Annotated in this window: 9 protein-coding genes; 2 read left to right on the top strand and 7 right to left on the bottom strand. The window is 47.8% G+C overall.

The genetic code is table 11. The features are described 5' to 3' along the window. Window positions 1–176 precede the first annotated feature (176 nt). On the top strand, window positions 177–1,439 hold the full coding sequence (bioA, locus tag BTA35_RS15585; protein ID WP_078320828.1) for an adenosylmethionine--8-amino-7-oxononanoate transaminase: 1,263 nt from the start codon (window positions 177–179) through the stop codon (window positions 1,437–1,439). 66 nt (window positions 1,440–1,505) lie between these two features. Here the strand turns inward: bioA and BTA35_RS15580 are convergent, their stop codons facing one another. From BTA35_RS15580 to BTA35_RS15550, 7 genes are all read right to left on the bottom strand, one after another. Next, a complete protein-coding gene (locus tag BTA35_RS15580; protein ID WP_160055294.1) occupies window positions 1,506–4,103 on the bottom strand; it encodes an EAL domain-containing protein in 2,598 nt (865 codons plus the stop codon). Window positions 4,104–4,207: 104 nt separating this feature from the next. Beyond that, a complete protein-coding gene (locus BTA35_RS15575; protein ID WP_078320743.1) occupies window positions 4,208–5,005 on the bottom strand; it encodes a response regulator in 798 nt (265 codons plus the stop codon). Between the two features lie 134 nt (window positions 5,006–5,139). Then, window positions 5,140–6,255 carry a DNA polymerase IV gene (dinB, locus tag BTA35_RS15570; protein WP_078320742.1) on the bottom strand — a complete coding sequence of 372 codons (1,116 nt, stop codon included), beginning with the start codon at window positions 6,253–6,255 and terminating at the stop codon, window positions 5,140–5,142. A 106-nt stretch (window positions 6,256–6,361) separates the two neighbouring features. Beyond that, entirely contained in the window at window positions 6,362–7,606 is a 1,245-nt protein-coding gene (locus tag BTA35_RS15565) for an EAL and HDOD domain-containing protein (RefSeq protein WP_078320741.1), read from the bottom strand. Between the two features lie 236 nt (window positions 7,607–7,842). After that, window positions 7,843–9,093, bottom strand: coding sequence for a uracil-xanthine permease family protein (locus BTA35_RS15560; protein ID WP_078320740.1), 1,251 nt, complete (start codon window positions 9,091–9,093; stop codon window positions 7,843–7,845). Window positions 9,094–9,154: 61 nt separating this feature from the next. Then, window positions 9,155–9,784, bottom strand: coding sequence for a uracil phosphoribosyltransferase (upp, locus tag BTA35_RS15555; protein ID WP_078320739.1), 630 nt, complete (start codon window positions 9,782–9,784; stop codon window positions 9,155–9,157). Window positions 9,785–9,915: 131 nt separating this feature from the next. Continuing rightward, on the bottom strand, window positions 9,916–10,251 hold the full coding sequence (locus BTA35_RS15550) for a hypothetical protein (RefSeq protein ID WP_078320738.1): 336 nt from the start codon (window positions 10,249–10,251) through the stop codon (window positions 9,916–9,918). A gap of 409 nt (window positions 10,252–10,660) precedes the next feature. Between BTA35_RS15550 and BTA35_RS15545 the strand changes: the two genes are divergently transcribed. Next, window positions 10,661–12,412, top strand: coding sequence for a flagellar assembly protein A (locus BTA35_RS15545; RefSeq protein ID WP_078320737.1), 1,752 nt, complete (start codon window positions 10,661–10,663; stop codon window positions 12,410–12,412). Window positions 12,413–12,468 lie beyond the last annotated feature (56 nt).

The following is a 12,468-nucleotide window of genomic DNA, read 5'->3' as shown; positions in this document are numbered from 1 at the left end:
GCTTCAGGCATCTGCGCCAGCCCCGTCACGGTTTTAACAAGCCCCCTTGCCTTGTTCTACTAAGCTTTCACAGGGTCTACTAAGCTTTCACAAGACCTACCTTGGTAACGCTCTTTCGTGCTCAGCCATCAGCTGGTAAACTAAATACAAATAAACTGGTTTACAGCGGTGTGATTATGCAGGATACAAGCCTTTGGTTTCCCTATGCACAGATGAAAAATCTCGAAGTTAATTATGAGGTAGAAACAGGTGAAGGGCCTTATATTCAGCTGACCAACGGCATGAAGCTGCTCGATGCCACCTGCTCATGGTGGTGTATGATTCATGGCTACAGACACCCTGAAATCACCCAGATCATTCATGATCAAGCGGATAAGCTAGCCCACGTTATGCTTGGCGGCCTGAAAAACCAACCGGCTACAGCTCTGGCTAAAAAGCTGGTCGAAATAACACCGGACGGCCTAAATCACGTCTTCTTCAGTGACAGCGGCTCTGTCGGCATGGAAGTCGCGATGAAGATGGCCGTTCAGTTCTGGCAAAATCAAGGGCAGACAAAGAAGTACAAAATGGCCTCCCTGATGCGCGCTTACCACGGTGATACTACAGGTTGCATGTCAGTATGCGATCCAGAAGAAGGTATGCACAGTCTGTTCAGCGGACTGCTACCAAAACATCATTTTGCCCCCGCCCCTACCGCTTCATTTGATGCTCCGGCTGAAGCCGTGGCTTCCGATATAGCAGAGCTGCGTAAGGTATTTGAACAGCACCATGAAGAGATCGCCGGTTTCCTTGTCGAGCCTCTGCTGCAGGCAGCGGGTGGCCTGAATATGTATAGCCCTATCTATTTGCAGGAGGCCCGTAAGCTGTGTGATGAATTTGAGATTCTGTTTATCTTTGATGAAGTAGCCACTGGCTTTGGTCGCACAGGAAAGCTGTTTGCCGCAGAATATGCTGAAGTCACACCGGACATTATGGTGCTCAGTAAAGGCCTGACCGGAGGCTATATCGGCCACGCGGCCACCCTGGCGAATGAACGGGTCTTTAATGCCTTCTGGGATGATGATGCCGGCAAAGCCTTTATGCATGGCCCAACGTTCATGGGCAACCCATTGGCTTGTGCCGTCGCACTGAAAAGTATTGAAGTGTTTGAGCGAGATAACTATCTGGATAAAATTGCAGACCTTAACCAGCTTCTGAAAGAAGAGCTACTGGGCTTCAGGCATGAAGCGGTTCTGAATACACGGGTGCTGGGTGCAGCAGCAGTGATTGAAGTAAAAGATGCCAAAGCTCTGCATGGGGTGCAGGATTTTGCCATCAGCCATGGCGTATGGCTGCGATCATTTGATCGCTACCTTTATACCATGCCACCTTACATCATCTCAGCAGATCAGCTGCAAAAAATCACAAGCGTTATGAAGGCGTGGTTTACTACCAGCTAAACCGGACCTTCAACCTATAAACAGCCACCGAAAGGTCAGCTGTTTATAGGTTCGACACCCTAGCTGTTAATTTCCGCCCTGAAGATCCAATGCCTCAAAGGGGTTCCAATGCTCTGAGAGCCACTGGCTAACTTGCTTTGCAGGCTCCGCCTTAGCGAACATAAAACCCTGCCCTTCATGGCAGCCATGGCGCTGCAGAAAACTAAGTTGCTCCTTGTTTTCTATGCCTTCCGCGACGACCTTCAACCCCATACCTTTTGCCATAGCGATAATGGTTGATGCCAGTCTGGCATCATCAGCATTATGCGCCACATCCGTTACAAAGGTGCGGTCAATTTTAAGAGCATCCAGAGGTAAGCGACGTAAATAACTCAGCGATGAATACCCTGTGCCAAAATCATCAATGGAGATGTTGACACCCTGCATACGCAGCGCATGCAAAATATCAGCAATGCGATCGGCCTGTTCAGGGATGAAGCAGCTTTCTGTAACTTCAAGTTCAAGCCAACTGGCCTGCACACCTGTATTCCGGACGATACGGCGAACAGTCGTCGCAAGATCCCCCTTCATCAACTGCTGAACTGAAATATTCACCGCAACAGGTACAATCTCATACCCACATTCATGCCAGTACAACAGATCCCGGCATACGGCCTCCAACACCCACTCACCCAGTGTTCCGATAAGACCGAGACGCTCTGCAACAGGAATAAACTCCACAGGGGATACCACTAAGCCACTTACCTTATCATGCCACCTAAGCAGGGCTTCAAAGCCAATCAACCTACCGGATTTAAGCTCAATTTTTGGTTGATACTTTACCTGAAAAGCCTGATCCTTAATCGCTTTGCGCAAGCGGGTTTCTATGGTCAGCTCCCGTACAGAATCATAATGCAAAGAATCCGTATAACGATGGAAACTCCCCCGACCATCTGCCTTGACCCGATACATAGCGGCATCAGCATTCTTAATCAGGTCCTCTGAAGTCATGCCATCATCAGGATATATACTGATCCCAATACTGGTTGAGATATACAGCTCATGACTGCCGATAGAAATTGGCTCACTGATCGCATCATTAATGCGCTGCGCCAGCATCATAAGTCCGTCCATCGTATCGACTTCAGGTACCATTACAGTGAACTCATCGCCGCCCAAACGGGCAACAGAGTCACCCTCTCTCACCGTATGAGCCAAACGACCGGCAACAACCTTTAAAACCTCATCCCCCACAACATGCCCGAGAGAATCATTAATCCGTTTAAACATGTCCAGATCAAGAAAAAGTACAGCCAGACGATGCTGGTGACGATGAGCATTGGCAATAGCCTGCTCCAGGCGGTCCTGAAACAGTCGACGATTGGCAACACCGGTCAGATCATCAAAAAAAGCCAGTCGCCGGATACGCTCTTCATCTTTCTTACGATCCGTAATATCACTGAAAATAGCAGCAAACTGAGCGACATCACCTTCATCATTGTAGATAGCAGTAATTGTCAGCCATTCGGGGTAGACCTGCCCATTTTTCCTTCGGTTCCAGATCTCTCCCTGCCAATACCCATTGCTCTGCAGCTCACTCCAGAGGTGCCGGTAAAAATCTTCGGAGTGGCGGCCCGAACTGAGCAATTTAGTACTTTGGCCAATCGCCTCAACTTCGCTATAGCCGGTAACCTGGGTAAATTTGGGGTTAACTGATTCGATAATACCGTGTTTATCTGTAATGATAATGCCATCGAGACTGGCCTCGATCACGCGCTGGGCAAGGCGCAAGTGCGCTGTCGAAGCTTTTAGTGCTTCATCTCTTGACTGCAGCGCTTCCTGCAGGCGATTGACGTATTCATACTCAACACTGTCCAGAATATCGCCATAGGAGAGAATGCCGATAAGCCCACCCCTTTGATTAACGACACCAAGGTGACGAAAACCTTTTTTCTTGAGCAGATTACTGGCCTGCAGTAGCCCTGTATCTTCATCCACAGCATAAAGCTCATTACTGCAGACCTCTTTCAAAGTCCGGGCTGTCACACCGGCAGCCAGCCACTGAACAATATCCCGTTCAGTGATAATACTGTAATTCTCAGGGGTACTACGCCGGACGGCAGCTGCATCCCGTTGACTTTCCCGCAGGCGGTTCACTGCATCAGCCAGGGATAAAGACTCATCCAGAACAAGAGGGGCCTGATTCAGAGCCGAACGTACATTACGCATGCACAGATAGTGCTCTAACCCCTGGGAGCGAATCACATCGGTTTGAGAAACAACCCCAATCGGGCCATGCTCCTGATCTGTGACCAAAAAATGGCGGCGACGTAGACGTTGAAACTTTAGTGCAATTTCACTCAGGCTCTCATCACCGTCAACCGTATCCACGGGTGAACTCATATAACCACTGATCGGTTTCTCACCCAAAGACTGATCAGTAAAGTCCAGCTTCCGAGCATCCGCTTCAGTCCAGATTCCAACAGGTTCTCCGGCATCCATCACAAGAATAGAACTAACGTGATGCTTATTCATCTGTAACGCAGCGTCATGCAATGTTGCATCGGTGCAGCAACTCAGCAAACTATGATGAATCACATCTCTGACTGGAACATCTGTGGTGAACATCATACGCCGATCTGTGAGGGTGACTTTATGGGGCTTCTGCTTCAATTCAAATACCATGTTGCACTCCGGCTCCGACACATCCATGTTAGGTGCCGGTAAAATTTATGTCCCCACCTAAGGCTGGTTATCAAGGGGAAATCGCGTTGCTCAGATTATCCTGATCAGCCCTCTAATAGCGAGGCCAATAAACCTTTAACTTGCGTTACCTCAAAAGGTTTATCACACAACGCTGAAACACCCGCTTGTTTAACTGAACTCAGCCGCGTTTCATTCTCCTCAGAGGTCACCATAAGAATAGGCACATGGGAAAGTTCAGTCTCATTGCGAATATAACGAATCAATTCCTGACCATCCATATTCGGCATATTGTAGTCGGTCAGAATAAGGTCAAACGCCTGGTTTTCAATGATATTCCGGGCATCAAGTCCATCAATCGCTTCGGTAATATCCTGAATACCAATCTGGTTCATAACCCGCGCCAGGTGCTTACGGGCCATACGGCTGTCATCAACAATCAGGACACGGAGACTCTCAACATCATAGAGATCCAGGGACAACTCATCCGGGTTGATATAATCAATAGTTGCCAAAAGTGCACGATGCAGATCGTTACGGGTGAAAGGCTTCGGTAATAGTGCAAGGACTTTTGACTGCCGCACAGCTTCCAGATTGTCATAGTTCTGCTCGCTGGAAACCACCATCACAGGAATATCAGCCGTTGCAGGATCACGTTGCAAGAGCTCCACTAACTCCGCTGCTGTTGCATCAGGCAGATACATCGAAGTGATCAGTAGGTCAGGCTGAAAGGTTTTCAGGCGGGTATAAGCCTCCCGGGCACTTCCGGCACCTTCGATATTATGAATACCTTCTGCCATAAGTTCGTTAATAATAATTTTACGTTGAGTATTAGAGGGTTCGACCAGAACAATCGAAAGATCCTGAACAGCTAAGCTTTCCATAATGCAACACTTCCGGGGCTAAAAATGTAAACATGAAGTTTAAAAACGGGTTACACCATCCTATGCAATTTGAATCAAAATATCACTAAGCAAAACAGGGGGATGACAAATAGTCGTGCATTTTCAGTGCAGACTCAGGAAAAGAGGCTCAATTGCTCCGCAACCGACGTCGGTTCACGGAGGCGGATACCAATACCCAGGAGACGAATATTGAGTACCCCTCGCTGAATCGCCTCCGCAACCAAAGGTCTGAAAAGAGAGACACTCAGCCATTGCAATGGCTCATCAGCAACAGATCTGACAGAACCTTCTATCGTGGAATCAGAGTGACCTTTTGAGAAAAAAGCCGTCTCTACGGTGGTCGATGAAAAATCTGCAAAACGTACTTTAGCAAACACGCTGCGAACTTTACGGTCTTCATAGCCCTGATATCGGCGAATAAGAACAGGAAGCAACTGCTCTAAAGCAACTTCAACGTCAGACTGGACTTTAATATTTTCTGCGTAGGTTCGTTCCACACTGACCGACTTACGCACCCGCTCAGTAACAACATCCCGGTAATCCTCGCCCCTGGCCCTCTGGTATAGGGTTAAGCCAAGCTTTCCGAACGACTCTGTCAGCTCCTTTACCGTTTTCTTCTGCAGATCCGCGCAGGTCTCAATACCCAGCAGCTTCAGCTTCTCTTCAGTGACCTTACCAACACCATGAATCCGGCCCACTGGCAGTTCTGATATAAACGGAGCAATTTCGCCCGGAGTGATCACAAAGAGACCATCAGGTTTCTGCCAATCGGATGCAACCTTAGCCAGAAATTTATTCGGTGCGACACCGACAGAGATTGTCACTCCGGTGCGGCGTATAACTTCCGCTTTAAGCCACTGGGCCATACGGGTTGCACTGCCCTGAAAATCGGTTACATCCGTAACATCAAGGTAAGCCTCATCGATAGAAACCACTTCCACCCGATCTGTCAGCTCATAGAAAACCTCGCGAATTCTATCTGCTGTAGCCCGGTATTCATCCATACGTCCTTTGCAGAGAACCAGGTCCGGGCAGAGTTTTAATGCCTGGGCTGTCGGCATGGCTGAACGGACACCATAGAATCTGGCGGGATAGTTACAGGTTGCAATCACCCCGCGTTTATCCGCATCACCTCCAACGGCGATGGGCCTATCGGTCAGTGAAGGGTTATCGCGCATCTCTACGGCGGCAAAGAAGCAGTCACAATCAGCATGGATGATTTTTCGCATACCACGGCCCTTATACTGTATGGATATACAATTCTAATCCATTTAGTGCGCCGCGTCAGTGGGCAACTTTAAAAGCAGCCACCAGGTCTAACCTCTACCCGCATCGCTAGATTGCAGCCCCTACGACTTCATCGGCCCAGGCCATCGCCTCAACATAGCACTCGGTCAGCATATGACGATCAAAATCACTTTGCTCAACAAAAGGCCAGTCTGCTTTTTCATAAGCTTCAATCACTTTAAGGGCACCGCCCAAAGCACCCTCATAGTGGATTAGGGCAGATTCAACACTTGGATGAAGCGACAGGTCTTCGAGAATAGAGGGCAGCGGGCGATCAAAAAAAGCATCCAGCATCGACAACAGCCCCACGGTGAAATAACTCTCAACAGGGGACTGATCTGTTTTTACCGCCAGACACTCACACATTTTAGCCCTCAGAAGCGCTATCGGCATCAGAGTATCACCGCGACGACTGGAGCCTGCCAGCACCATCATGCTGACCAGGGATTTCAGATTATTGAAACCCAGCAAAACAATCGCCTGCCTCAGGCTCTCGATTTTCCGGGGCAGAGAGTACTGGGCAGAGTTGATATAGCGCAAAATACGGTAGTACAACTGAGGGTCACGGGAGATCTGCTGCTCAATTTTACTGACATCAGGGTCTGGCTGATGCAGCATCGCCATCAATTGAGTTAGTACGATACCGCTATCGGATTTGGGCTGGCTCTTCATCGTCTCAGGCCTGGATAAGAAATAACCCTGGAACAGCGTAAAACCCATTTCTTTACAAGCCTCAAACTCATCCCAGGTCTCCACCTTTTCAGCCAGAAGCGGTATCTTCAATCGTTTGAGTATCGCAACCCGTTTTGCCAAAAGCTCAGGAGAACAAGCCATCACATCCAGCTTAATCAGGTCAGCATAAGGCAGAAAAGCCTTGGTTTCCTGGGTCAGAACGAAATCATCCAGCGCTATTTTGTAGCCTCTGGAACGCAGGTTTTTAAGTGAAGACAGAACCTCTGGCGTTGGCTTAATATCCTCCAACACCTCAAGAACGATACGCTCTGCAGGCTCAGGCAGCATATCCCCTCTAACAAGCCATTCATCTGTCATATTAATAAAAACAGGGTGCTTATCCGCAAGGCGATCAATACCAATATCCATAAAGGCAACAGTACAAACCCGGGCAGTGGCTTCATGGGGGCTACTGACATTAGCCTCAATCGCTGACGTATTATTACGATAGAGCAGTTCATAAGCGGCAAGCTTCAGGTTTTCATCACAAATGGGCTGACGAGCGATGCAATAATCTTCCTGAACATTTACTTGTGACTTAACTGACTCTTTATTCTGCATATAAATACCGCCCTGACCCCAAACAATCTGTTTAAATAATCCTTTAAAACCAGCCTATCCAGCAGATAAAAGCCGTCATAGACAATGTCTAATATTACTATACTGAGAAAGTGTAATCTAATATCAGACATAGCCAACAAAGTTTGTTTAAAAAAACCAACAAAAAAAAGCCCCCGGTTCTCACCGGGAGCTTCATTCTGCCAACCATCATAGATTGAGCCAATGACTACATATACCTACTCATCTTCGCCCAGATGCTTTGGCAGTACGAGGTTCAGTACAATCCCGACGATGGCACATAAGCTCACACCCTGAAGGCTGAATTCACCACCGCCTATGTACATCCCTCCAATACCGAATACCAGAATCAGAGCGATAATGCTCAGATTGCGGGGAGCAGTAAGGTCCTGACCGGATTTAACCAGTGTATTCATACCAACAACAGCAATGGAGCCAAACAGCAGAGTCATAATGCCACCCATAACAGGTACAGGAATTGTCTGGAGTACTGCTCCCATTTTACCAATAAAGGCCAGAACGATGGCAAACACTGCGGCCCAGGTCATAACCATAGGATTAAAGTTGCGGGTCAGCATGACAGCGCCAGTTACTTCTGAATAAGTCGTGTTTGGCGGCCCGCCAAAGATTGCTGCTGCAGACGTCGCAAGACCATCCCCCATCAGCGTGCGGTGCAGTCCCGGCTTTTTCAGATAGTCTTTACCGGTTACCTGGCTGATCGCCACCATATCTCCGACATGCTCAATAGCCGGGGCAATAGCAACAGGAATCATAAACAGAATCGCCTGCCAGTGGAACTCGGGCATAGTAAAGGACGGCACTGCAAACCAGGCAGCCTCATGAACCGGTGCAAAACTCACCATTCCCATAAACAGAGCCAGAACATAACCGGCAACAACACCTGCCAGAATAGGAATCAGCCGGAAAACACCTTTAGAGAAAACAGCAAACAGCAGCGTTACAACCAGCGAGAACATCGAAACGATAATCGCTTTGTCGTAATCCACCAAAGCCGCAGATCCATCACCGGTTTTTCCCATTGCCATGTTAACAGCAACCGGTGCCAGCGCCAGCCCAATCACCATAATCACAGGCCCGACAACCACAGAGGGCAGTATACGGTGCAGAATATCAGCTCCTTTGGCACGTACAATGGCGCTAAGAATCAGATAAGCAATACCTGCAGCCAGTAAGCCACCCATGGTTGCAGGAATCCCCCAGTTTTGAACACTGGCAATAATAGGAGCAATAAAAGCGAAAGAAGATGCCAGAAAAACAGGCACCCTGCCCCGGGTCACGATCTGAAAGATCAGAGTACCAAAGCCTGCAGTAAATAAAGCCACATTAGGATCAAGGCCGGTCAGCAGAGGCACCAGCACTAGAGCACCAAAGGCTACAAACAGCATTTGCGCCCCGGTAAGAATTGTTTTCGGAGAGGTCGCAGAAGCGAACTGATTTTCTGTCGTCATGTCACACTCTGATTATTTTTAATATCGTTAACGTTCCCAGAACGGATAAACGAAAGAAAGGTTAAAGCGTACCGAAAATTTTATCGCCAGCGTCACCAAGGCCCGGAATGATATAACCTTTTTCATTCAGGTGATGATCAACCGATGCCGTGAAAATCTCGATATCAGGATGAGCTTCCAAAGTGCGCTCCACACCTTCAGGGGCCGCAACCAAAACAATCACTTTGATATCTTTACAGCCCGCTTTTTTTAACATATCGATGGTCGCAATCATTGAGCCACCGGTTGCCAGCATAGGGTCAATCACAAGGCTCAGGCGTTCATCAATTTTACCAACCAGCTTTTCAAAATAGGGCACAGGCTCCAGTGTTTCTTCGTTTCGTTGCAGGCCAACAACACTCACCTTGGCGCTGGGGATCAACTTCATCACGCCGTCCATCATGCCCAGACCTGCACGCAGAATCGGAACCACAGTAATTTTCTTACCCTTGATGTGCTCGACCTGAATATCAGAACCATCCCAACCTTTAATGGTCACATGTTCCATCTCAAGGCTTTTTGTAGCCTCGTAAGTCAACAGAGTCCCAACCTCTGATGACAGCTCACGAAAACTTTTTGTACTGATGCCGTATTGACGCATCAGCCCCAGCTTGTGCTGAACCAGTGGATGTTTGATTACATGGACTGTCATAGGACCCCTCGGATATAGAAAACGCATAAATAAAAGTCAGGTACTGGGCGCAAGCCCAGTTTAATAGGGTGCTAATTATGCGATAGTCTGATAATCGAAGGTATAGCCAGAGGCAAAAAAAAAGAAAAAAATCAGGAATCACGGCCATTGGCAGAAGATTGGGAAGGCGCATAGATGTGATCTTGATATACCAGTTTTTTCTTAGGGTTAACCGTGCGGTCTTCCGCCAAAGCAAGAATCGCTGATTCAAGACGGGCTTTACGAAGTTGCTGCTTAAGGGGCAGCCCTTGCCAGGCATTATGAGGCAAAGGAGGCAGCTCCAACTCTTTACGGTCTTTCTCCATCATGGTGCCTTTATCCAGCATCGCATTCAACAGATTACGCTTACCGGACATCAGCTCAGACAAGAGTACAATTCCCAGCAGCCTTTTAAAGCGTAACTCGCGAGCTTTAGATGAATCAGCCATTAAATACCTTTAAACCTTTCTTATAACCTGCTTTGACACTTTCTACACCCCAGGGATGTCGATCCCTGACCAGCACTGCATGAACGATGCTTTATAAAAAGCCACTTTGGACGCAACGGAGATCAGCGCGTACGATTTGTAGAGATCATAACCTGAAAAAACAACCTTGACTACGCTAACCCCTTTATTTCACAAGAAGATTAATACAGAAAAATAACAAATCAAAATTAAACTTAGTGTTTATCAAAAACGATCAAAAAGGGAGTAGTAAATACACTTTATCTTTCGTTAATATAGGTCACACAATGGTAAAAAAAAGTTGTCAGTCCATTATAAGTGTGGAATATGAATACACTTTATGATGAAGTCAGTCAATTAAGTGTGCTTACCCCTAGGGCAATCTAACGCTATGAACCCGAATGATAACAACGATAGTCAGGCTAATATGGATGTTGCAGGCAACACAGGAAGCGATCCTGAGAACACCGCTGCAGGTACAATAACAACAGAAACCGATGCAGAACAGAACCAAACCGGGCTGGAACTCTTTGTTAACGAGCAAGGCAACCGCCTGACAGCTCGTTTCAAACCAGGACCACAAGTAATCACCATCTCCGTTGAAGCGATCCGCCAGATGGTTGCTGAACAGGGTTTTAGTGAAGACGACTTCCCACTTTTCGAAGATCGTCTGAGTGATCTTTCCCGAGGTATAGAACAGCGTCGTAGCTTCGAAATCGAGATTGGCGGCCCTATTGATTCCGAAATTCATGTTTATGTTTCTCCCGATCAAACCCTGGCCGGTGTTGAGATCACCCCGCCCTTGGGTAAGGGACTCCCACCTTCACGGGAAGCCTTTGACCAGGCGATGCAAAAAAACCGTATTCTACGGGGTATAGATACAAGCCTTGTTGACCAACTTTTCTCAGCTGAAGGTATTCAGAATATAACTGAGACCTGCTGCTACTTAGTCGCATTTGGTCAGAAGCCAAAAGACGGAGCCGATGGAGAGCTTATTCCCTTAATTGAAGAGATGTCTGAGCGACGCCCCCTCGTCCTGAAGGGAACGAAAGACCAGGTGGATTTCCGTGAACTTGGAGACTTTCCAGTTTTACCTGAGGAGACACCTCTTTTCAAACTGACGGAGCCAGTTCCGGGTGAAGATGGCTTCTCAGTCAGCGGTAAGATACTTAAAGCATATCATGGCAAAGAGAAAAAAATAAAACAGAACCCGAGCATACGTCCGGACTATGCAGATCGGCGCATCTATGTCGCGGCCATTAAAGGCATGCCGGTTTTTACCGACCAGGGCATTCATATTGAAAACACTCTGCAGATCGACGAAGTCAGTATGGCCTCAGGTAATATTCGCTTCGACGGTAGTGTGCAGGTTAAACGGGGGGTAAACCCCGGTATGCTCTTAGAAGCCACAGGCGATATTAAAATAGGTGGTTTGGTCGACAACTCCACTGTGATATCCGGTGGAAACATTGAGATTGCTGGCGGCATCATTGGGCAGAAATCACCAAACCTGAAAGCTGAACAACCGAGCAAAGAGAACGCTGTTGTTCGGGCCAAAGGAAATATTAAAGCCCGCTTCATTCAGGATGCCTGGGTGGAAAGTAATGCCAGCATCATGGCTCAAAAACTGATTATGCATAGCCGCCTCTGGGCATCGAACTCCGTTAAACTTTCCGGCGCAGGGCAGTTAGTTGGCGGTCATGTATTGGCCACAGACTATATTGAGGCCGGTCAGCTCGGCACGTTGGCATCTGTACCTACAATTCTCGAAGTAGGCCCTCTGGATGCTGTACGTGACGAAATGAGCAGTGTTCAGCAGAAGTTAAAAGAAGGTGCGGAGCAAACAAAACAGTTAAAAGCACTGATCAACCGCATTCGGGAAGAAAAACGCCGTATATCCCCTGAAAAAAAGGAACAGATCATACAGGCACGGGACACAACCCGCCGGGCAATGATCGCCCTGGAGCAAAGGCGTCAGGAGTTAGAGCAGGAAATGCAGTCACGCCGCAAAGCCAGGGTAAAAGCTCTCAAAAAAGCGTACTCCGGTTGTAATATTGTGATTGCCGATACAGGAAGGATTCTTAAGGAAGACTTCGGTAAAGCAACCTTCTACCTTGAAGCCGGAGAGATATTACTGCGTTAGTATCTGACGGCATCTTATGATTCAAAGCAGCCAGGGTTTCCCACCTTGGCTTCTTT

Source organism: Oceanospirillum linum, assembly GCF_001995095.2.
In the GTDB taxonomy this organism is placed as follows: domain Bacteria; phylum Pseudomonadota; class Gammaproteobacteria; order Pseudomonadales; family Halomonadaceae; genus Oceanospirillum; species Oceanospirillum linum.
Note: the sequence above shows the minus strand (reverse complement) of the source record. Positions and strands in the feature narration are given on the sequence as shown.

Excerpts from the sequence above, each read along its gene's own strand:
- BTA35_RS15565 (WP_078320741.1), bottom strand. The coding sequence starts at position 7,606 with ATGCAGAATAAAGAGTCAGTTAAGTCACAAGTAAATGTTCAGGAAGAT.
- BTA35_RS15580 (WP_160055294.1), bottom strand. The coding sequence starts at position 4,103 with ATGGTATTTGAATTGAAGCAGAAGCCCCATAAAGTCACCCTCACAGAT.
- BTA35_RS15560 (WP_078320740.1), bottom strand. The coding sequence starts at position 9,093 with ATGACGACAGAAAATCAGTTCGCTTCTGCGACCTCTCCGAAAACAATT.
- upp (WP_078320739.1), bottom strand. The coding sequence starts at position 9,784 with ATGACAGTCCATGTAATCAAACATCCACTGGTTCAGCACAAGCTGGGG.
- dinB (WP_078320742.1), bottom strand. The coding sequence starts at position 6,255 with ATGCGAAAAATCATCCATGCTGATTGTGACTGCTTCTTTGCCGCCGTA.
- BTA35_RS15550 (WP_078320738.1), bottom strand. The coding sequence starts at position 10,251 with ATGGCTGATTCATCTAAAGCTCGCGAGTTACGCTTTAAAAGGCTGCTG.
- bioA (WP_078320828.1), top strand. The coding sequence starts at position 177 with ATGCAGGATACAAGCCTTTGGTTTCCCTATGCACAGATGAAAAATCTC.
- BTA35_RS15575 (WP_078320743.1), bottom strand. The coding sequence starts at position 5,005 with ATGGAAAGCTTAGCTGTTCAGGATCTTTCGATTGTTCTGGTCGAACCC.
- BTA35_RS15545 (WP_078320737.1), top strand. The coding sequence starts at position 10,661 with ATGAACCCGAATGATAACAACGATAGTCAGGCTAATATGGATGTTGCA.